Origin of the sequence: Belnapia sp. F-4-1 (assembly GCF_000802185.1) — a bacterium.
Lineage (GTDB): Bacteria > Pseudomonadota > Alphaproteobacteria > Acetobacterales > Acetobacteraceae > Belnapia.
On sequence record NZ_KN676116.1, the window covers coordinates 1 to 19,094 of the forward strand.

At 64.8% G+C, this 19,094-nt stretch carries 20 protein-coding genes and 1 pseudogene; 12 read left to right on the forward strand and 9 right to left on the reverse strand.

Annotated features, from left to right (window positions below):
• Positions 1–311: pseudogene (locus LH62_RS26840) on the forward strand (transposase); the annotation flags it as partial.
• Between the two features lie 52 nt (positions 312–363).
• On the opposite strand, the gene LH62_RS26845 reads toward LH62_RS26840, so the two are convergent.
• The 5 genes from LH62_RS26845 to LH62_RS26865 form a co-directional block, all read right to left on the reverse strand.
• Positions 364–1,191: an IS6 family transposase gene (locus LH62_RS26845; RefSeq protein ID WP_043358420.1), complete on the reverse strand. Its 828-nt coding sequence runs from the start codon at positions 1,189–1,191 to the stop codon at positions 364–366.
• A gap of 378 nt (positions 1,192–1,569) precedes the next feature.
• Positions 1,570–2,547: a tripartite tricarboxylate transporter substrate binding protein gene (locus LH62_RS26850; RefSeq protein ID WP_043367284.1), complete on the reverse strand. Its 978-nt coding sequence runs from the start codon at positions 2,545–2,547 to the stop codon at positions 1,570–1,572.
• Positions 2,548–2,727: 180 nt separating this feature from the next.
• Positions 2,728–4,311: an ABC transporter substrate-binding protein gene (locus LH62_RS26855; RefSeq protein ID WP_043367285.1), complete on the reverse strand. Its 1,584-nt coding sequence runs from the start codon at positions 4,309–4,311 to the stop codon at positions 2,728–2,730.
• 265 nt (positions 4,312–4,576) lie between these two features.
• Positions 4,577–5,794 carry an ABC transporter substrate-binding protein gene (locus tag LH62_RS26860; protein ID WP_043367287.1) on the reverse strand — a complete coding sequence of 406 codons (1,218 nt, stop codon included), beginning with the start codon at positions 5,792–5,794 and terminating at the stop codon, positions 4,577–4,579.
• A 118-nt stretch (positions 5,795–5,912) separates the two neighbouring features.
• The gene (locus tag LH62_RS26865) at positions 5,913–6,335 is read right to left on the reverse strand and encodes a cupin domain-containing protein (RefSeq protein WP_052215139.1); all 423 of its coding nucleotides are present in this window, start codon (positions 6,333–6,335) and stop codon (positions 5,913–5,915) included.
• A gap of 910 nt (positions 6,336–7,245) precedes the next feature.
• Here LH62_RS26865 and LH62_RS30770 point away from each other — a divergent pair.
• A complete protein-coding gene (locus tag LH62_RS30770; RefSeq protein ID WP_144404738.1) occupies positions 7,246–7,824 on the forward strand; it encodes a hypothetical protein in 579 nt (192 codons plus the stop codon).
• A 327-nt stretch (positions 7,825–8,151) separates the two neighbouring features.
• Here LH62_RS30770 and LH62_RS32230 read toward each other — a convergent pair whose 3' ends face one another.
• Together LH62_RS32230 and LH62_RS29835 are read right to left on the reverse strand one after the other, a co-directional pair.
• Positions 8,152–8,508 carry a DNA-binding transcriptional regulator gene (locus LH62_RS32230; RefSeq protein ID WP_236552709.1) on the reverse strand — a complete coding sequence of 119 codons (357 nt, stop codon included), beginning with the start codon at positions 8,506–8,508 and terminating at the stop codon, positions 8,152–8,154.
• Positions 8,490–8,759, reverse strand: coding sequence for a BrnT family toxin (locus LH62_RS29835; protein WP_082012976.1), 270 nt, complete (start codon positions 8,757–8,759; stop codon positions 8,490–8,492). The genes LH62_RS32230 and LH62_RS29835 overlap by 19 nt, the downstream gene beginning before the upstream one ends.
• Before the next feature lie 562 nt (positions 8,760–9,321).
• Between LH62_RS29835 and LH62_RS26875 the strand changes: the two genes are divergently transcribed.
• From LH62_RS26875 to LH62_RS26910, 9 genes are all read left to right on the forward strand, one after another.
• A complete protein-coding gene (locus tag LH62_RS26875; RefSeq protein WP_043367289.1) occupies positions 9,322–10,008 on the forward strand; it encodes a Crp/Fnr family transcriptional regulator in 687 nt (228 codons plus the stop codon).
• Between the two features lie 11 nt (positions 10,009–10,019).
• Positions 10,020–10,439 carry an IS66-like element accessory protein TnpA gene (gene tnpA / locus LH62_RS26880; protein WP_052215140.1) on the forward strand — a complete coding sequence of 140 codons (420 nt, stop codon included), beginning with the start codon at positions 10,020–10,022 and terminating at the stop codon, positions 10,437–10,439.
• The gene (tnpB, locus tag LH62_RS26885) at positions 10,436–10,792 is read left to right on the forward strand and encodes an IS66 family insertion sequence element accessory protein TnpB (protein WP_043367290.1); all 357 of its coding nucleotides are present in this window, start codon (positions 10,436–10,438) and stop codon (positions 10,790–10,792) included. The genes tnpA and tnpB overlap by 4 nt, the downstream gene beginning before the upstream one ends.
• An 11-nt stretch (positions 10,793–10,803) precedes the next feature.
• Positions 10,804–12,405 carry an IS66 family transposase gene (tnpC, locus tag LH62_RS26890; RefSeq protein ID WP_043367329.1) on the forward strand — a complete coding sequence of 534 codons (1,602 nt, stop codon included), beginning with the start codon at positions 10,804–10,806 and terminating at the stop codon, positions 12,403–12,405.
• Positions 12,406–12,802: 397 nt separating this feature from the next.
• Positions 12,803–12,970 (forward strand): hypothetical protein, encoded by a 168-nt coding sequence (locus LH62_RS31350; RefSeq protein ID WP_160299912.1) that lies wholly within the window; start codon positions 12,803–12,805, stop codon positions 12,968–12,970.
• Between the two features lie 42 nt (positions 12,971–13,012).
• Positions 13,013–13,729, forward strand: coding sequence for an IS6 family transposase (locus tag LH62_RS26895; RefSeq protein ID WP_043367291.1), 717 nt, complete (start codon positions 13,013–13,015; stop codon positions 13,727–13,729).
• A gap of 59 nt (positions 13,730–13,788) precedes the next feature.
• Positions 13,789–14,151 carry an SMP-30/gluconolactonase/LRE family protein gene (locus LH62_RS26900; protein WP_236552710.1) on the forward strand — a complete coding sequence of 121 codons (363 nt, stop codon included), beginning with the start codon at positions 13,789–13,791 and terminating at the stop codon, positions 14,149–14,151.
• Between the two features lie 29 nt (positions 14,152–14,180).
• Entirely contained in the window at positions 14,181–14,915 is a 735-nt protein-coding gene (locus tag LH62_RS26905; protein ID WP_043367292.1) for an IclR family transcriptional regulator, read from the forward strand.
• Positions 14,916–15,354: 439 nt separating this feature from the next.
• Positions 15,355–15,693 carry a hypothetical protein gene (locus tag LH62_RS26910; protein WP_144404740.1) on the forward strand — a complete coding sequence of 113 codons (339 nt, stop codon included), beginning with the start codon at positions 15,355–15,357 and terminating at the stop codon, positions 15,691–15,693.
• A gap of 553 nt (positions 15,694–16,246) precedes the next feature.
• On the opposite strand, the gene LH62_RS26915 is transcribed toward LH62_RS26910, so the two are convergent.
• Positions 16,247–16,585, reverse strand: a complete 339-nt coding sequence (locus LH62_RS26915; RefSeq protein ID WP_043367295.1) for a hypothetical protein — start codon at positions 16,583–16,585, stop codon at positions 16,247–16,249.
• A gap of 364 nt (positions 16,586–16,949) precedes the next feature.
• Positions 16,950–17,435: a MerR family transcriptional regulator gene (locus LH62_RS30775; protein WP_144404741.1), complete on the reverse strand. Its 486-nt coding sequence runs from the start codon at positions 17,433–17,435 to the stop codon at positions 16,950–16,952.
• A gap of 655 nt (positions 17,436–18,090) precedes the next feature.
• On the opposite strand from LH62_RS30775, the gene LH62_RS26925 reads away from it, so the two are divergent.
• On the forward strand, positions 18,091–19,094 hold a 1,004-nt coding region (locus tag LH62_RS26925), incomplete at its 3' end, for a transposase (RefSeq protein ID WP_236552711.1).

Here is a 19,094-nt window from a genome sequence, read left to right on the forward strand (position 1 = left end):
ATGAGCCGGAGGTGGACTGCATCTCCAAGGGCAAGGCGCGGGTGCGCTATGAGTTCGGCTGCAAGGTCAGCGTTGCCACCACGCTCACCGGCGGCTTTGTCGTCGGCATGCGCTCCATGCCCGGCAATCCGTATGACGGGCACACCCTCGCAGACGCCCTCCAGCAGGTGGAGACCCTCACCGGATCCTGCCCAAGCCTCGCCGTGGTCGACCGTGGCTATCGCGGCCATGGCGCCCACGGCACGACGGTGCTCGTCAGCGGTACACGGCGCGGCCTTACCCCACGCCTGCGCAAGCTCCTGCGGCGACGGTTTTGTCAGCGTTCGCGCCAAACCTGGCGACGCGAGATGATGGCCGGTTTGGTTACGCCACTTGCAGAATAGCGAGCGCAGTGGTGGCGCGACGGAGGTGAAGCAGACGGCGGCGGTTGGCGGCGACGTGCTGGTTATGGCGGGTCCGGAGGCGGAGGAAGTTGCGGAGCTCGTCGTAGCTTCGACAGAACCGCCTTGCTGAATCGAAGCTTTTGAACCCGCGCATACACCGTATGCGGCCTTTAACGCCCCGGTGATCCTGTTCCAATCTGTTGTTTTTGTAAGCGCTATTGCGATGGACAACCCGCCGGCCAAGCGTTGACCGGATCGCTCGTGGGTATGAGCCGTGCCCGTCCGTGGTGACCTGATCGGGCGTCACGCCCGTGACCGACTTGGCTGAACGGAAAAAGGCCTGGGCCGCCGCCATGTCGCGGTGCTCGCTGAGCGCTGTGTCCACGAGATTGCCCTCGCGGTCGATCGCCCGATACAAGTAGGCCCACCTGCCGCCAACATTCAGATATGTCTCGTCCACGTGCCAACGGCGACCGCGGGTACCGCCCCGACCGCGGCGGCGCTGGCGCAGTTTGTCGGCGAGCAGCGGCGCAAGCTTCGCCTCCCACTCGCGGACGGCCTCATAGCTGAAGACGATGCCGCGAAGGAGGAACATCTCTGCCAAGTCACGCAAGGTCAGGCGGTAGCGCAGCCGCCACACCACCACCAACGCAATCACGTCCGACGGGTACTGGGCGCGGTTCAGCACGCCACCGCTGCGCTCGTTGAACTGCTTACCGCAATCTCGGCAGCGGAACCGGCGATAGCCTCGGGCGGTGCGCTCCGGCCGCTCGGTCACCTCCGCCGAGCCGCAGGCCACACAGTCCATCTCCGCCCCTCGTCCCCTGTTGAGCACAGAGCCTACCAGCCCTACCCCGGCTGGCCAAAAGGGCCCATTGGCGCAAAACCTGACAGAACCGCTTGCTACGGCGGCATCTTGAACGGCATCGCTCCTAGCGAGGACGGCATTTCGATATCGCTACTTTATCCAATACGGAAAAAATCGTTCAACATCGAGGCGAGCCTTCCTGCCGAGCTGGCATTTAGGCCAAGCCGGCGAGCAAGTTCGACTTAACTGCCGCTCGGTGATGGTTGCCGAAGGCGAAGAACCATTACTTCCAGCCGTCTGGTCAGACCTGGATTGGATAGGTACGGGCAGAGCGTGGTGAAGTTGGAGGGGGTAATGCCATAGGTCAGGCACGCAGCGCTATCCGGCTGAAGCGCCGCTGAGCTGCACCAAACGGCGCATCAACGGCTCCTGCGCATGGGCGTAGGCCGCGTAGTCCTCCGGTCCCACCACCCAGGGCGTCGCACCGTTATCGGCGTAAGTCTTCGCCAGCTCGGAACTCGTGAGAGCGCGATGTGCCAACTCCGCCATGTGCCGGATCATTCTCGGTGGCAGGCCGGCCGGAGCGATCAACCCATTCCAGCTGGTAAGGTCGAAGCCTGGCAGGAACTCCGCCAAAGCCGGCACATCGGGAAGCGATGGGCTTCGCTCGGGACTGGTGACTGCCAGCGCGCGTACCTTGCCATCCCGAACCGCTCCGATCGGGCCGGCAAGGTTGTCAAAGATCACCTGCACCTGGCCCGCCATGAGGTCGACGAGCGCTGGCGCGCCGCCGCGGTACTGCACGAAGGGCATGTCCGTGCCGGTCGTCATCTTGAACAACTCGGCCGACAGGTGCGGCGTGGTGCCAGCACCACCTGTTGCGTAGTGATACCGACCCGCTTGCGCCTTCAGCAGCGCGATCAGCTCCGGCACGCTGCGCACGGGAAGGTCGTTGTTGACGATCAGGATGTTCGGTTGCCGGTACAGCCCCGATATGAGGCTGTAGTCCCGGGACGGGTCGTAAGGCAGGCTCGGGAAGAGCGAAGGCGCAATGGCCAGGTTGGCGACACCGCCAAGGCCCAGCGTATAGCCATCCGGGCGGGACTTGGCGATGGCGTCGCTGCCTACAGTGCCGCCGGCGCCGGTGCGGTTTTCCACCACGAATTGTTGGCCGGTGATCTGCGTCATGGTCTGGCACCAGGCGCGGGAGAGGATGTCGTTCGCGCCGCCCGGGGCATAGAGGTTGATGTAGCGCACCGTCTGCCTGGGCCAGTCCTCGGCCTGCCCGCGGGCCAGGCTTGGCACGGCGAGGCCGGCGGCGATCAACGCACGGCGGGGCAGGAAAGGATGCGGCATCCTTGTATCCTCCGGTACGGCTCTGCGGCCGGTTCGCCGGACAGTCTGCGGCGTCAGGGGACGGGAATGCCAGTGCAAACGGCAGCGCCGGCACGAGGCGCCGCCGCCTGAGGGGGACGTCCGTTCCGCGTCGTCGCGCCAAGCGCGTTCATCCACCCGCGCTGGTGGCCGGGCCGCCCGTCATGCGTCCCGCCGCACGTTCAGCGGCAAGGCGAGGCCTCGCCGCTCGACGCGCAGGCCGCGCCGGTAGGCGCTGTCCACCTGGTAGAGCCCGAGCGGCCAATAGGGGAGGTCGGCGAAGAACTGCGCCTGGATCCGGCGCGCCGTGCGCCGCTGCGCTTCCATGTCCGGCTCCTCGAGCCAGGCATCGCGCAGCGCCTCCAGGGCCGGGCTGTTTGGCCAACCGAACCAAGCACCGTCGCCATTGGCCCGGAGCAGCGGATGGCCGCCGGGGTTCAGCAGATCCTCCGCGCCGAACAGCACCACCACGGCATTCCAGCCGCCCTGTGCCACGGCCTCCTTTTTCGCGCGCCGCTGCAGCATGGTCCCCCAGTCGGAGGTGGCATCCTCCACCTTAAAGCCGACCTTCCGCAGCAGGTCGTCGGCGACCATGGTGAGCGCGCTGTTGGTCTGCTGGTCCGCCGGGTGCAGCATCACCACGCGGGCGCCGGCGCGGCCCGTGGCCGCCAGCGCCGCGCGGGCGCGGCCCAGGTCGCGCGGCGCGGTCAGCACCTCCAGCCCCTCATCGGATGCCAGCGTACTGCCCGGCGGAAAGCAGCCGAGGCCGTCGCGCCAGAGGCTGCGGTCCTCGCCGAACAGGGCCGCCATGAAATCCGCCTGCGACAGCGCCGGCAACAGGGCGCGGCGCACTGCCGGGTCGTCGAAGGGTGGATGCAGGTGGTTCGGCCGCAGCATGGCGACGGTGCCGAGCGTCTCGATCCGGTCGATCACAACGTCGCGCCGCCGCGCCAGCAGCGGCCGGAGGTCGGCGGTGATGCGCTCCCACCAGTCGATCTCGCCCGCTTGCAGGGCCGCCGCGGCGGTCGCCGCATCGGGAATGATTCGCCATTCCAGCCTATCGAAGAAGGCAAGCTTGGGACCGGCGGTGACGCCAGGGGTGCCGACTGAACTGGGGGAATACCGGTCATACCGGCGGTAGACCACCTGCTCGCCGGCGCGGCGCTCATCCGCCACGTAACGGTAGGGGCCGGAGCCGACGATCTCCGTCAGCGGCGTCGTCGCGGGCAGCGCGGCGAAGCGCTCCGGCATGATGAAGCACGGGTAGGAGGAGGATTTGCCGAGCGCGTCCAGCATGACGCCGAAGGGTCGCCGCAGGCGCAGCTCGAAGCGCTGGTCATCAAGGGTGCGGATCTCCTCGAGCCGTGCGGCGAGCGTCTGGCCGTGTGTATCGCGGGCTATCCAGCGGCGGATCGAGGCGACGGCATCGCTGGCGTGGATGGGCTCGCCGTCGTGAAAGGTCGGGCCCTTGCGAAGGGTGAAGGTCCAGCGACGACCATCCTCCGCAACGGCATGGCCTTCGGCAAGCTGCGGCTGCGGGCGGAACCCGGCATCGAGGCCGTAGAGCGTGTCCCAGCATAGATGACCGTGGTTTCTCACCGCATAGGAGGTGGTGGCGAGCGGGTCGAGCACCGTGACATCGGCCTGCGGCACCATGCGGAGCGTGCGAGCCGCGTCGCCCTGGGCCAGGGCGGGGGTTGCAAGGAGGCCGGCAGCACCGGCGAGGAGGTTGCGGCGTTGGGGCATGGGCCGAAGCCTACCTTCAAGTGACCGCTTCGCAAGCGTCTCAAAGCATGGCGGCTTGCAGACTTGAACCTCGCAGAAGAAGCAGGGCAGCTTTTCGCTTTCGACAAGCGAGTGCGTTTCAGTCGGGCCAAGGTGCCGAAATGCACGCCCAGACCGCCGCGAGGGACGTATGATGAAGCAGAGTATAGTCCATCATGTCCCAAAGGCGCCGCTTCAAGCCTTGCTCCGTTCCGAGAGGCTCGCAACAGAGTAAACCTTTCTTAGCTCATATCAGTGGACAGCCACCGTCCGCCATGGGGCGGAAGGCCTGCTCACCTGGTACGGTCTGCAGCACCTTGTAATAGTCCCACGGTCCCTTGCTTTCACTTGGCGCTTTCACCTCCAAGAGATAGGCAGGATGCAGTTTACGGCCATCGGCACGGATCGTGCCTGAGCCGAAAGCATCGTCGTCGCAGGGCATCGCCTTCATGCGAGCAACCGCAGCAGCGCCACTTGCCTTGGCCGCGGCCACTCCCAGGTCAGCAACCGCCTTCAGGTAGTGCAATGTGACGCCATAGCAGCCGGCTTGCACCATGGTCGGCGGCGGCGCGTTGAAATTCCGTTTCAGGCGCTGCGTCAGCGCCCGGGTGCGGTCATTTACATCCCAGTAGAAACTCTCCGAGCAGACCAGCCCCTTCGCCGCCTCAAGGCCCATGGAGTGAACCTCGGAAATGAACAGCATCAGCGCCGCGAGCCGCTGCCCACGCTTCTGCAACCCAAACTCGTTCGCCTGCTTCACCGCATTGGCCATGTCGGTGCCGCCGAAGGCGAGGCCGATGACCTTGGCGCGGCTCGCCTGCGCCCGCAGCAGGAAGGCGGAAAAATCGGTGGTGCCAGGGAATGGGAAGCGAGCGCTGCCCAGCACGCGGCCGCCCTCGGCGGCGATGATCCTGCCACCCTCCGCCTCCATCGAATGGCCGAAGGCGTAGTCGGCGGTCACGAAGAACCAACTGTCGCCGCCTTCTCGCACCGTGGCCCGTGCGGTGGAGTTGGCGAGCATCCAGGTGTCATACGTCCATTGCACTGTATTCGGGCTGCATTGAGCGCCGGTCAGCTCCGACGTACCCGGCGACGAGGCAAGGAAGGCTTTGTTCTTTTCGCGCACGACACCGTTGACGGCGAGCGCGGCGCTGCTTGCGGGCACGTCGACGACTGCGTCGATGCCGTCCCGGTCGAACCACTGGCGAGCGATGTTGGCGGCCAGGTCGGGCTTGTTCTGATGGTCGGCAGCAACGACTTCGACCTTCAGGCCGAGCGACGCGGCATCCTGCACGGCTTGGCGCACTGCTAGCACCGAATTCGGACCGGAAAGGTCGGCGAATGCGCCACTCATGTCGGAGATCACACCGAGCCGAATGGTCTGCTGCGCCTGCGCGCGGACCGGCGCCGGCAAGGCGCCAAAGGCGGCGGCGCCCAGCAACAAGGTGCGTCGTTCGATCATCATGGTGGTCTTCCCCAGCGGTGCAGCAAGCCGAGATGCCGCGGCCGCCGCGCGGCGCCATCGGGCGATCTCGCGGTGGTTGCGTGAACCTTGGCTGCGAGCGATCCGCTTCCTGGCGGTATCAGTCGCTGACGACAGGCGGATCGCAGGGCTGTGTCGCCATGTCGCCAGGGATGGAGAGTTCGAGGATCTCCACGTCGTCGGAGGTGGCGATCTCGTTGTGCTTCATCCCACCGGGAATAAGGACGGCGTCACCAGCCTCGGACCGGGTGCGGGTGCCGTCCTCGAATTCCAGCTCCACCCAGCCCTTCAGGATGTAGATGAACTGCGCCTCGCACTGATGGGTGTGCCAGCCGGTCGGCTCGGTCATGCCGGTGACCGCCTCCATCACCTGGGCGCGGAGCTTGCCCCCCGTTGCCGCCTGCACGCCGAGGTCGCGGTAGCGGAAGAACTTTCGACGGCCTTTTACGAAAGGTTGGTCAGCCTTCTTTGCTACCGTGAGTGTAATGTCAGAGCGTGTGGCATCCACCATGCTGCCGTCCATGGATATCCTCCAACGGTGTCTTCGCACCTGGCAGGAGGCTACACCGACAGACTAGCCCGGCAAGCAGTTTCCGCCTCAGCGGCAGGTCAGTGGTGGATTTCGTGTCTTCGGATTTTTGCGAAAACGATATTATAGTTGTTTTGTCGATTAATACCGCCTTTCCATAGCGCTGCCTTATCCAACAATTTGCGCCAGTGGCTACTTAACTTGCGTTTTAATTCCGGAACGGACCGGAGTCGCGTCAAGTGTGGGGTAACGGCGCCGCTCAGGAACAGGGCTCGCCAGCAGGTGGTACCCGGACGAGTTCGCCTTGAGGGCCGTGGAAGCATAGGCGATGGGCTGCCGCCTTGGCTGAGCGTGCCCCGTCCATCGCTGTGGGCACCGGCGCTTCCAAGCGCGCGAACACAGGCATTACGCCGCCGAACCCCACCAACACCAACAGCGCGGCTAATAGGGCGCTAACTCTCCGATTATCAATGAGAAACACCCTCTGGCGGGTTCTGATGTCAGCGAAGGCTGGGTCCTTGGCACGCACTGGTATTACTCTCGCATAAGCTGCTCTACAAAGATTGTATGACATTCAATGGTTGTGGAAAGTTACTGGACCGGCAACTTGGCAGACTGGGTGACCGCGTGGGCAGTCGATGTGCGTCCTCATGCCTTGCCCAAGGTGGTCAGCCGCCGACAGATCGTCCTCGACCGCCATCTCCACTCCATCTCACCCGAGCGCTCAGGCTACCGCGACAGCAACCGCCCGCAAACCGGCCTCAACGCAGGTCAGCCGACGCTCACTGTGGGGCCAGGATGACGGTTACAGCTTAGCTACCGTGGGAGATGAAGAGAATGCGTCGATAGTGGCGCAAAGGTAGCCGATGAGCGATTATGCCCAGACGCTGATCTGGAGGTGTAGTTGAGCGAACCCGTGCAGCTCTGGCTGGAACTTTTAAAGCTTTTCGGCTCAGGTGTTGTCGCTGCCAGTGCCGCACAGATCCTAGTTTGGTGGCGAGAAGCCCGGAACGACCGAGCCGTTCTGGGTCGGGATGCCCGATACTTGGCGATACGGTTAGCGGTGATCCTTGAGGAGTTCGCGTTCGCGTGCGCAAGTCTCTTAGATGATAGCAAGACTGCTCGAAGGTCCGGTGGCTACCTTGGGCAACGCAGCACACGGCTTCCAGAACTCAAGCCATATCCAACAGATGCTGATTGGAAAACTCTAAAACCCTCTTTATTGGATCGTGCACTGACGTTTATTAACGAAGTGCATGTGGCAGCTGAAGAGTTAAATTCCTGGCCTAGGGTCGCTGAATCTGACGACGTGTCAGATCATTGTGAAAAGTACGCCGGCCTGCTGGGGTTGCGAGCTTTAGAAACAGCGCGCGATTTCCGTAGGACTTATAAGTTACGTGGACTGCCAACTGAAACCCTTACCTATGATCCTCAGCCTCTACTGCAAGAATACCGCAATAAAGCTTTAGCTTTTACCCGTTAACGGAAAGACCAAACGATTGGTCCAAATTTTGAAGTAGAAAACCGAAAGCAGATCCATATTTGCCTTTGGAGAGCGCGTTTCGAGGATTGATTCCGAGCCTCTTTCGCACAAATGAGCTGACGGTTAGGGTTCTCCTTTCCCCAACAGCCTCATCCTACGGCTACGGCTTCAATGATGGGAATTCCGAGCGCGATGAGGCCGTTCAATGAGGTGGTCCCTACCGGTGAGTAGGCCAAATTATCCCTCCGTCCCGCCCTACTGCAAATGAGAGATCATCTTACGGCGCCGGACAACTTCCCCGACAGAGAAGGGCCCCCGCCCCAGTGGTCAGGCCGCCTTGCTGAGCGCCTGTGTCACGGCGTCCGGGATCTGCTCGATGACCCGCAAATAGGACAGCACGGTGGCCTCCGGCTCTCGGCGGCCTTGCTCCCACTCTTGCAGGCTCCGGACGGGAATCCCGTAGCGCGTGGCGAACGCTGCCTGTGACAGACCGCTTTGGCGCCGCACCCGCTGCACGATCCATGCGGTGGCAGCACGATCGGACATATCGGGTGCCACGTCGGGATCGGACGCGATGTGCGCCTCGATTTCCTCATCGGTGACTGCGGCCTGTGCCTCCCAATCTACCGAGCGCATGGCCGCCTCGATCATCTCCGGCGTGGCCTTCACGGTTTTGGTTGCCATTTCTGCCTCTCCTCTTTCTTCGCCCTGCGTAGAGAGATGATGCGGTATGTAGTGCCTCGCATTGTGTAAACGCACACATGCAATTCGCCGCCGATGGTTCCGTACGCGATCACGCGACGTTCGCCGTAATCCCGCCGGTCGTCCTCGAACTCAGCCACCCGGTTCGCTAGCACGACCGCGCCAAGGTCGAAGGGAAGACCGCGGCTGCGGCGGTTTTCCTCATCCTTATCATCGTCGTACTCGAGATCCATAACACCAATTATACGTCACTGACGTATAGGTTCAAGGGCAACGGGAGAGCCGCGCCCAATTGCGGCAAGCCCTGCATCACTTGCGGTAAGCGGGGCTTATCGCATGTGACGACAGCACCTCCCGGCGCCGGGAGGTTGGGAACGAAGACTGCCTTGCTGATTTCTGACGTTCCAACTTACGCAGGAGATGTACCGCCGTGCGCGTCAGACCAAAACGCAGCCGAAAGACCGCCCGCAAGCGCCTCCGCTACCAGCGCAGGCACGCCACCCTCCAAAAGGGCGGCTGACGCTACAGAAAGGCCCCGCAGCACTCCCGCGCCAGCGGCTAACCTGCGGGGCGCGGCGGTTATCGCAGGTGATGGGGCGAGGCTACGCAATCCCGCTATGTACAAAGCCGTACAGCGGCTACGCCTAGGCAGCCCAATTCCAGCATTCGTACGATTTCAGGCCAACGTTCATGGTGTGCGTACCCATATAGAGGCCATTACCCGCCGCGATTCTTCGGCGCGGGTGACCGAGAGAGGCCAGCGCTCCCGCCGACACCCAGTCGCAGGAGCCCTCCATGGCCCTCTCCCTCGTACCCGCCTCCTCTTCGCGCAATCGCCTGCTCACAGCACTGCCGCCCGACGACCTCGCTGAGCTTCTGCCGCAGCTCCAGCCGGTTGAGCTCGAACTCCGCCAAGTCCTACATGAGCCTGGCAAGCCAATCGGTTCTGTCTACTTTGTCGAGACCGGCTGGGTGTCCATGGTGGCCTATATGGAGGATGGCGACGCCGCCGAGGTCGGCTTGGTCGGCTGCGAAGGCATGGTCGGGCTGCCGATCCTGCTCGGTGGGGATCGTGATGACCTCGAAGCCATGGTGCAGGCTTCCGGCACAGCCCTCCGCATGGATGCTGCTGCCTTCCGGCAGGAGCTGGAGCACATCCCGGCCTTTCGCACTCTGCTGCTCCGGTACGCGTTGCTCCACCATGGGCAGGTGGTGCGTACAGCGGCCTGCAACGGGCGCCATCACATCGAACAGCGCCTCGCCCGATGGCTGCTGATGGCGCATGACCGGGCCGAGGGCGACCGGTTTCCGCTGACCCATGAGTTCCTGTCCATGATGCTCGGGGTCCGCCGTGCCGGGGTCACCGTTGCGGCTGGAGCGCTGCAAAAGGCGGGGCTGATCCGCTATGGCGGCGGCACCATGATGGTGACTGACCGTAAGCGCTGGAACGAAGCCCTTCTTCCGTGCAGGTCGCTAGCCTGATGGGATGCCCGGTGCTCGAGGAGCTTCGGGCTGACATTAGGGTCGACATGATGCGTGACCTGAAGGACGGCGGGTATCGGCGGGTCGAGGTGCTGACCGGCCCTGGGCGACGCCGAGTTTGGGACGAGGCGACCAAGGCGCGGGTGGTGGCGGAGAGCTATGCGCCTGGAGCGGTGGTCTCGGCGGTAGCACGGCGCTGGCAGATGGCGCCGCAGCAGCTCTTCACCTGGCGGCGCGAGGCGCGTGAGGCTGGTGAGACGGCCGTATTGCCCTTTGTGCCAATCGTCTCTGACCCACCTGCCCCTGAGATGGTCCCGGCTGTAGCGGGGGTCGAAGTGGTGCTGGCCGGCGCAGTGGTACGGGTCTTGCCCGGGGTGGATCCGGCGCTGCTGACGACGGTGCTGCGTGCGGTGCGTGCCTCCGGTTCATGATCAACATTCCGGCTGGCATGCGGGTGCTGCTGGCGACCCAGCCTGTTGATTTCCGCAAAGGTGCCCACTCGCTTACGGCACTGGCGGCGGAGATGCTGGGCGAGGATCCGTTCTCGGGCGTGGTTCTGGTATTCCGGGCCAAGCGTGGCGACCGGGTCAAGATCGTGCACTGGGACACAAGCGGCTTGGTCCTGGTCTGGAAGCAGCTGGAAGGGGGCAGCTTTCGCTGGCCACCTGTCACCGACGGCGCGGTGCGGCTCTCGGCGGTGCAGTTTGCTGCGCTGTTCGCGGGACTCGACTTTTCACGAGTGGCGGACACACGGCAGATTCCCACGCCAACGGCTCCGGCCTAGACTCAGTGACGATGCGCGAAGGTGGCGAGACAAGGCCGGACCTGCCCGACGACCCCGCCCTATTGCGGGCAATGTTGGTGGCCGCCTTGGCAGAGCGCGACACCTTGGTCGCCGAGCGCGACAGCATCGTGGCCGAGCGGGACGCGCTGGCGGAGCGGAACGAGCGCCTGCATCATCTGCTGCGCAAGCTGCAGCGCATGCAGTTCGGGCCGCGCTCGGAGCGGCTGCCCGAGGACCAGCTGCAGTTCGCCTTTGAGGAAGTCGAGGCCTCGCTGGCCAGCAACGAGGCCGAGGCGGAGAAGTGCTCGCCGGATCTGCGCCAGAAGAACACCGCCCGACGCCGCGCCGGACGTGGTCGGCTGCCGGCGCATCTGCCCCGGGTCGAGCAGGTGTTGCTGCCCGAGAGCACGGCCTGCCCGTGCTGCAGGGGCATGATGGTGGAGATCGGGGCCGACACGGCCGAGCGGCTCGACGTGCTCCCGGCCCAGTTCCGCGTTCTGGTCACTCGGCGGCCCAAGTTCGCCTGCCGCGCCTGTCAGGGCGTGGTGGTCCAGGCACCCGCCCCGGCCCGCCTGATCGAGGGAGGCATGCCAACCGAGGCAGCGGTCGTCCAGGTGCTGGTGGCCCGCTACGCCGACCACATGCCGCTGTACCGTCAGGCCCAGAGCCTGGCGCGACAGGGCATTGCGATTGGCCGCGAGGTGCTGGCTGGCTGGGTCGGTGCCGCAGCCTTTGCGGTCCGGCCCGTGGTGGCGCGCATGCGCGAGATCCTGCTCACCTCCGCGCGGCTGTTTGCCGATGAGACCGGCATGCCGGTGCTGGACCCTGGCCGGGGCAAAACCAAAAAGGGCTACGCCTGGGCGATCGCGCGGGACGACCGGCCCTGGGGTGGGACGGACCCACCGGCGGTGGTGTTCCACTATGCCCCAGGCCGCGGCACCGAGCATGCGCAGGCGCTACTCGCCGGCTACACCGGCTTGCTGCAGTGCGACGGCTATGCCGCCTACAAAGGCCTGGCCGCGACGGACGGCGGCACGGGGGCAATCCTCGTCTACTGTTGGGCCCATCTGCGCCGGGAGTTCTTTGACCTCGCCAAGACCAGGACCGCGCCGATCGCCGAAGAGGCGCTGCAGCGCATCGCCGCGCTCTACGCCATCGAGGACACCATCCGCGGCAAGCCGCCCGACATCCGGCGTGAGGTCCGGCAGGCCAGAAGCCGGCCACTCATCGCCAATCTGTTCGGCTGGCTTGAGCAGCAACTGGTGCGGCTACCCGGGCGCAGTCCGACCGCCGAGGCCATCCGCTACGCACTGAACCACCGCGACGGTCTCGAGCGGTTCCTCGAGGATGGACGCGTGGACCTCGACACCAACGTGGTCGAGCGCGCCATCAGACCGGTTGTCTTGAGCCGCAAGAACGCACTATTCGCGTCGGGAGACGATGGAGGCCGCCGCTGGGCCGACATCGCCTCTCTCGTGGAAACCTGCAAGCTCAACGGCGTCAATCCGCAGGTCTACCTGACCGACCTGCTGACCCGCCTCGTCAACGGCTGGCCGCAAAACCGCCTCGACGAGCTCATGCCCTGGCACTGGGCAACCGCAAAAGCTGATTGAGCGTCAAGCAGGCCGCTCAAGGGTCTGGAAGCAGCGCTTACGACTGACCGGCCTGGCCTGGAGAACGTCGCCTGCGAGTGCTACGGCGTAGTTCGGCGCGCCCAGGACAGCTTGTTCGGCCTGCCAGAGGGGCAGAGGAGCGCCTACCGCCCCTGAACTTACCCACCCGAAGCCGACAGCTTCCCCCACCCCGCAGCGCCGCACTTCGCCAGCGGCTCTGTTCCTGACCGCCGCTTATAGTGCGGACGAGGGTTTATCTCAGGTGAGCGCGCTTGCCTCGGCGGGCGTGCGAAACGGGACAGACCTGTATTCACCAAGGTCCATAGATAGCTGACGTCGGCTTCAGCCGAACATTCTCTGCTCAGAACAGCATCTTGAAGTCAGGGAGACGTCTGCCATGCATAGCGCATTGACGTCAGAACGCTTCGTCGATCTGTCAGGACAACGGGTTTTGGTGGCGGAAGACGAAGCTTTTGCGGCCATGCTGATCGAGGACGGCCTCATCGAGGCTGGTGCTGAGGTCGTTGGAATGGCCACTACGGTTGAGCAGGCACCGTCAGGTTGAGCGGGGCTTGGCTGGCCGGGTTCGGTCCGGTAGACGGCCGGAATGAGCCCGCCAGCCATCAAGTCCCTATATGCCGGCTATCGCTTCCCGGCCGAGGTCATCAGCCAGGCGGTGTGGCTGTATTTCCGCTTCCCACTCAGCCTGCGCATGGTCGAGGAGATGTTGGCAGCGCGCGGCATCGTGGTCAGCCACGAGACGGTGCGGCAGTGGGCGCTCAAGTTCGGCCGGGAGTTCGCCTGTCGCATCCGGCGGCGGCTGCCCCGTGCCGGAGACAAGTGGCACCTTGACGAGGTAGCGGCCAAGATCGCTGGGGTGCAGCACTGGCTCTGGCGTGCCGTGGACCAAACCGGGGTGGTGCTCGACGTGCTGGTGCAGAGCCGACGCGACAAGCGTTCCGCCAAGCGCCTGCTGCGCAAGCTGCTGAAGCGGCAATGTCGGGCGCCACGCGTCATGGTCACTGACAAGCTCCCAAGCTACGGGGCAGCCAAACGGGAGGTGATGCCTGGGGTCGAGCATCGCCAGCACAAGGGCCTTAATAACCGGGCCGAGAATTCACATCAGCCGACGCGACGACGAGAACGGCAGATGAAGCGCTTCAAGTCGCCTCGGCAAGCACAGCGCTTCCTCTCCACGCACGACCAGATCGCCAACCTCTTCCATCTCCGCCGCGACCATGTCTCCGCCGTCCAGTATCGTGCCGCAAGGGCGCGGGCGTTCGAGGTGTGGGCGGGTATCAGCGGGGTCGCCGCCGCGGCCTGAACTCTGTTGTGCGTCGCCTTCGGCATGCCAGCGCGGCGGCAAAGGCCGGCAAGTTGACGGTGCCCCTCTCGCACCTCCTCGTCGCCGTGACCCGGGCGAATCAGATCTGGCGCCTCCCGTTGCATGGGGGCGGCGCTGTCACCAAGGCCGGGATCTTCTGCCATCTGCATGGCGGCCCCGGCGGTCCGGACGGGCTGGCCTGGGACCCGGAGGGCAACCTGCTGGTCGCGCATACCGGCATCGGCACCATCTGGCAGCTCTCGCCGTGGGCCGAGCCGACGCTCGGCATCACCTCCTGCGCCGGCGCCTCCACGACCAATCTTTGCCTGGGCGGCAGCGACGGACGCGAGCTCTTCATCACGGAGAGCGAGACGGGGTGCATCCTGCGCGCCCGGCTGGAGGCGTCGGTGGCAGCACGGTAGGTTGGGAACGGAAAGGGGGGAGGCACCGCATGGCCGATGGATTGAAGTCACGCCCGGCGGTGGAAGGCGTCGCCTCGGCTGATCGCGCGCTCACGGTGCTGTCGGCCTTTCGCAAGGGTGACCGCGCATTGTCGCTGGCGGAGCTTGCCGCCCGCACCGGCTTGGTGAAGAGCACCATCATGCGCCTCGCCGTCTCGCTCGAGGAGCATGGCTACCTCGCCCGGACGGACGATGGCGCTTATCGGCTCGATGCTGAGGTGCTGCGGCTGGGCACCATCTACACCCAGTCCTTCTGCATGGAAGCGCATGTGATGCCGGTGTTGGAAGAGCTTGTCGCTCGCACTGGCGAGACAGCGGCCTTCTACGTCCGCCGGGGCGAGCAGCGCCTGTGCCTCTTCCGCGCCGATAGTCCGCACCTGCTCCGGATGCATGTGCGGGTAGGGGACGCGCTGCCCCTCGACAATTCCGCCATCGCGCAAGTGCTGCGGGCCTTCTCGCCGCGGCCTCTACCCGCTTATGTCGCGGCGCTCGACCTGCCGATCGTCACCATGGGCGCGACCGATCCGCATACCGGGGCGATTGCCATGCCGGTCTTCGGGCCCGGGGACGCGCTCGCAGGCGCACTGGCGCTCTCGGCGCCGGTCAGCCGGTGGATGCCAGAGGCTGTCGCAGCCGCACGCCCGGTTCTGGCTGAGGCCGCCGCGGTGCTGACGCGGCGACTTGGGGGTGATGTGCCGGAGCTGCCGCGCGCTGCCGCGGAGTAGCGCCGCCGTCACCCTTTTTCAAATACGGCCATCCAACTTTCATGGTTGGCGGTATCCATGGCGACGAAGATATCGGCGTCAGTCAGCTCGTGGCAGGTGTATTTGATCGGATCCGCTGACTTGCTCTGCGGGGAGATTATCGCAGGTGAGGCTTCGCTCAATCTCGCCAGTTGGAGAGGGAGGGAGGCTCTTTAGGTTGCGGAGGTTACCGCAGGTGAGATGAGGCCGGATGGCCTCCTCTCAAAGCCTTCGCAATGAACTACGCGTCCGGCGCCTGTACCCCAAGCTGAGCTGCAATCCCTTCTAACAGTGCCAGATCGCCGGCGCGCCAGCGCCGGCGGGTTAGCAGCTTCTCCGTTTCCATCGCTGAAAGCCCGATCATGCCGCCGCAGCACGCCTGCGGTCCATATGCGGCTTTTTTTGCGCGCACAGAGGGGAGGTGCGCGCGTTCTTCTATCGTTCTTCTATGTGCGAATCGGACTCCATCGGCCCAGACGGCACCGTCCGCCTTCGGTGTTATCAGCCCTATGCCAAAAGCCATTTTTTCGCAGGCAGCTGCGGCAGTTGTCCTCGGACCATCCTGATCGGCGTCGAAGCTGCCATTGAAATGATGGGCTCCGGCGCTGCGACGGTTGGCGAGCTTGGCCGCCGCCTCAAGTGCAGCCGCTGCAACCGACGGATCGAGGGGGTGCGGATCGCGGTGGATAACCGCACCCCGGAGTGTATCAGGCGTGAGGGACGGCTGCCCGAGACCATGGGCATCGTCGTCAGCGGCTAGGTCGTAGGCGGTAGGTTAGACGCAGCACGCTCTGACTTATACCGGGCGAGGTTATCGCAGGTGAGGCTTCTGGCTTGATGCCTGGTAATAGGCGCGCTCGGCCGCGCCCAGACGGCGGCAGAGACGGCCATTCTGCGCGATCCAAATAAGCGTAATGCGATTGCCGCAGCCCCAGCCGGTGCCTAACCTCGACAGCAAGGCAGGCACATCTCCGGCTCCTGCCCCGGTGCCTTGCACAAGGCAAGACGGTGGTCGTCAGGATCACCGTCCAAACCTGCCCGCTGGGGCACAAACCATGTAACAAAACTAGTTGTGTAATGAAACTTGTTTCTATTTACGTATTTTGAAGCGCGCTCAAAGAGGGATACGGGTCGTGCGCCATATCCGAAGCCTATTGGCCAATCTCACCAACCCCTTCCTGCTCGCCTATGGTGGGGCTGGCCTCGTATTTTGGTGGAACGGCCTTTAGAGACGACGGAGCCGCAAGGCTCGGTAGGCTTGGCAAGGCATGGGGCCGCTTCAAGACGCCGATGCGGCCCATTCCTTTTTCGCCTTAACCCTTCGCCAGCATCGCCCAAGCCCGCATCGCCGCCCCGCACATGGACAGCGGCAGGGTCCGCCCCCGTTGCCCATGGTGCGGAAAGGGCAGCGTGTCTGCGTCGCGGCCGGAGCGGCGGCACGGCGCATAGACCCGGCCGCCCGCAGAGGTGGCGGTGATCCACTCAAAGCCTACCGGCAGTAGTGTCCGCGCCGCGGCCTCGTCGGTCGTGTAGAACGGCGCCGGGCCAGTGCGCCCTATCGCCTGATGGATGGTCTCGTCCGCAATGCGGCTGCCAGTTTTGACCACAGCCAGCCGGTCGGCGATGCGGATCAGGCGATCAAAGCTGGTCATCACGTCGCCTTCGGCACCGTCCCATTGGCCAGCTACTCCCGAACCCGCATTTCCTGCGTTTCCGGCAGCGGCCCATCGCGCCTTTGAGCCTCGACATTCCGCGTATCCGGACAGACCACCAGATCCACCCGACCGCCGCATGGACGGCACCGCAGGCGGGCAGAGGCTTCGCGTACCGTCGCCTCGGCCGAGCCCATCAACTTAATCGCCGCCTCGACACCGACCGTAACCACCCGATCGCATCTCGGGCAGGAGCCAGCGAAGTAGAGGCTCGTGGCAAGCGGCAGGTAGCAGCGGAGGCGAACGGTGCCGTCAGGGCCTAGGCTATCAGAGGACATGAGCCACCCTACCCCATCCACCGCCGCTAGAACGGCTTGCGCGCCTCGGCCTCGGCCCTATCAGCGCGTTCCTTCTCACGGGCCAGCGCCACCTCCGCCGCTTCCAACTTCGCGTCAGCCACCGCCGCCCGCTTCTCCGCATCGGTACGGAGGCTGCGCTCGGTTGCTATGGCGGCCTCTGCCAGATCGGCCCGATGCCGCTGCGCCTCCACCTCAGCTCGCAACTCTGTTCGGTCGCGTCCGAACATCTCCACTAGAGTCGCAACAGCATCCTCCAACGCCTTGGCATCGTTCGGTTGGTCGATCCTGGCTGTGGGATTCTGTTGGCGTTCCTGTCCGGCAACGATGGTCTCAATATCAGCCGTGGTTAGGAGAACCCGCAGCCCATCGTTCCTTTTCTCAGCATGGAGTTTCCCGCGCCGGATGCGTAGTCGCAGCGCCTCCGTTGAGAGGCCGGTCAACCGGGCCGCTTCGGGCAAAGTGTAGAAGTTTGACTGATCGGAAATGCCCAACAGGTTCGGTCAGTCGTTAGGACGAGTCCAGAACTTACCGCCCGCTCCGCCTCTCTATAGTCGCTTGGATGTTGTTCAGCCTCACCTTCGCGCAGTCCTCACCCAGGGGTGGCAAGGGCGGCACAGGGCTCGGGATCGGCGGGGCTGGCTGGACATGGCTAGGCTTCATCCCCCGCTGCGAGTTGCGCCGCCCACCTCGGGCATAGCGTTCGGCGTGATAGGCCGCAGCAACCATGGCCGCAGATGGTGCAGCCCCGCACATGGCAGGAACACCAGCCGCCGCTAGCGTGTCGGCTACCTGCTGCCATGTCGCACCGCGCTTTCTGGCCGCTGCAATCTCTGCAAAGCCATCACGCACAGCCAAACGCAACTTAGAGGTTTCCGGCGCTCGACTATTACCGCGCAAAGTAGACAAAGCTATTTTGAATGCTTCCTGTTCCGACATTTAAATAATTCCCCTGCGGCTGCCTAGAAAACCTAGGCTATAAGCCACTTTGAGAAGCTTTGCGGTTATCTTGCAAGGTTTTTGTGGCTTTGCGATAGTTTAGCGGGCAGTATTGCCGCAACGTTTAGATAGACGCCTTATGCGCGTTCCAAAGCGTTCTAGCAGCTTGTCGGATTCCCATCTGGCCTGAAATGGGCGAATCTGGCGGGCATGACAGGGTTCATTCCGTTCAGCCGCGAGCAGGCCTTTCTGCTGCCGCCGGATGCCAAGGACTGGTTGCCGGCGGACGACGTGGCGCACTTCGTAGTGGCGGCGGTGGACCGGGTGCCGCTCGGCGCCTTTGCGGTGCGGCCGATCCCGGGCGGCAAGGCGCAGTATCACCCGCGCCTGCTGCTGGCGCTGCTGATCTACTGCTATGCGAACGGCATCTTCTCCTCGCGGCGGATCGAGCGGGCGACCCACCGCGACATTGGGGTGCGCTACGTGGCGGCGAACCTGCACCCCGACCACGACACCATTGCCGCCTTCCGCCGGGCCAACCGCGCTGCCTTCGAGGCGGCCTTCCTGCAGGTGCTGCTGCTGGCGCGCGAGAGCGGCCTGCTGCGGCTCGGGACGGTTTCGATCGACGGCACCAAGCTCGACGCCAACGCCTCCAAGATCCGCTCGGTGCGGTATGACCGCGCCAAGGCGCTGCGCGTCAGGCTCGCTGCCGACATCACCGACCTGACCAACCGCGCCGAGGCGGCCGACGCTGAGGCCCAGCCCGACCCGCAGGCGCTGCCCGCTGAGATCGCCAGGCGCGAGGCGCTCAAGGCCAAGCTCGATGCCGCCTGCGCCCGGCTGGAGGCCGAGGCCCGTGCCGAAGCCGAGGCCGCCCGACCCGAGTATGACGCCAAGCGCGCCGCCTACGAGGCCAAGACGGGCCGGCGGGGCCGCCCGCCCAAGCCGCCCAAGGACGATCCGCCGCCCGAGCGGCAGTCCAACCTCACCGACCCCGACAGCGCGCTGATGCGCCGCTCCGACGCCCATGAGTACCGCCAGGCCTACAACGCCCAGGCTGTGGTCTGCGCCGAGGGCTCGCAGCTGATCCTCGCCACCGGCGTCGTCGCCACCTCGGCCGATGCGCCGAGCTTTGCCGCAACCATCCTCGGCATGGAGGGCGGCATCGGCCTGCCACAGACCGTCCTCGCCGACACCGGCTTCGCCTCAGGCGA

What these genes read in the sequence shown, in the direction of transcription:
- LH62_RS26845 (WP_043358420.1), bottom strand. Translation starts at nt 1,191, where the DNA reads ATGGACTGTGTGGCCTGCGGCTCGGCGGAGGTGACCGAGCGGCCGGAG.
- LH62_RS26850 (WP_043367284.1), bottom strand. Translation starts at nt 2,547, where the DNA reads ATGCCGCATCCTTTCCTGCCCCGCCGTGCGTTGATCGCCGCCGGCCTC.
- LH62_RS26855 (WP_043367285.1), bottom strand. Translation starts at nt 4,311, where the DNA reads ATGCCCCAACGCCGCAACCTCCTCGCCGGTGCTGCCGGCCTCCTTGCA.
- LH62_RS26860 (WP_043367287.1), bottom strand. Translation starts at nt 5,794, where the DNA reads ATGATGATCGAACGACGCACCTTGTTGCTGGGCGCCGCCGCCTTTGGC.
- LH62_RS26865 (WP_052215139.1), bottom strand. Translation starts at nt 6,335, where the DNA reads ATGGACGGCAGCATGGTGGATGCCACACGCTCTGACATTACACTCACG.
- LH62_RS32230 (WP_236552709.1), bottom strand. Translation starts at nt 8,508, where the DNA reads ATGGCAACCAAAACCGTGAAGGCCACGCCGGAGATGATCGAGGCGGCC.
- LH62_RS29835 (WP_082012976.1), bottom strand. Translation starts at nt 8,759, where the DNA reads ATGGATCTCGAGTACGACGATGATAAGGATGAGGAAAACCGCCGCAGC.
- LH62_RS26875 (WP_043367289.1), top strand. Translation starts at nt 9,322, where the DNA reads ATGGCCCTCTCCCTCGTACCCGCCTCCTCTTCGCGCAATCGCCTGCTC.
- tnpB (WP_043367290.1), top strand. Translation starts at nt 10,436, where the DNA reads ATGATCAACATTCCGGCTGGCATGCGGGTGCTGCTGGCGACCCAGCCT.
- tnpC (WP_043367329.1), top strand. Translation starts at nt 10,804, where the DNA reads ATGCGCGAAGGTGGCGAGACAAGGCCGGACCTGCCCGACGACCCCGCC.
- LH62_RS31350 (WP_160299912.1), top strand. Translation starts at nt 12,803, where the DNA reads ATGCATAGCGCATTGACGTCAGAACGCTTCGTCGATCTGTCAGGACAA.
- LH62_RS26895 (WP_043367291.1), top strand. Translation starts at nt 13,013, where the DNA reads ATGAGCCCGCCAGCCATCAAGTCCCTATATGCCGGCTATCGCTTCCCG.
- LH62_RS26905 (WP_043367292.1), top strand. Translation starts at nt 14,181, where the DNA reads ATGGCCGATGGATTGAAGTCACGCCCGGCGGTGGAAGGCGTCGCCTCG.
- LH62_RS26915 (WP_043367295.1), bottom strand. Translation starts at nt 16,585, where the DNA reads ATGACCAGCTTTGATCGCCTGATCCGCATCGCCGACCGGCTGGCTGTG.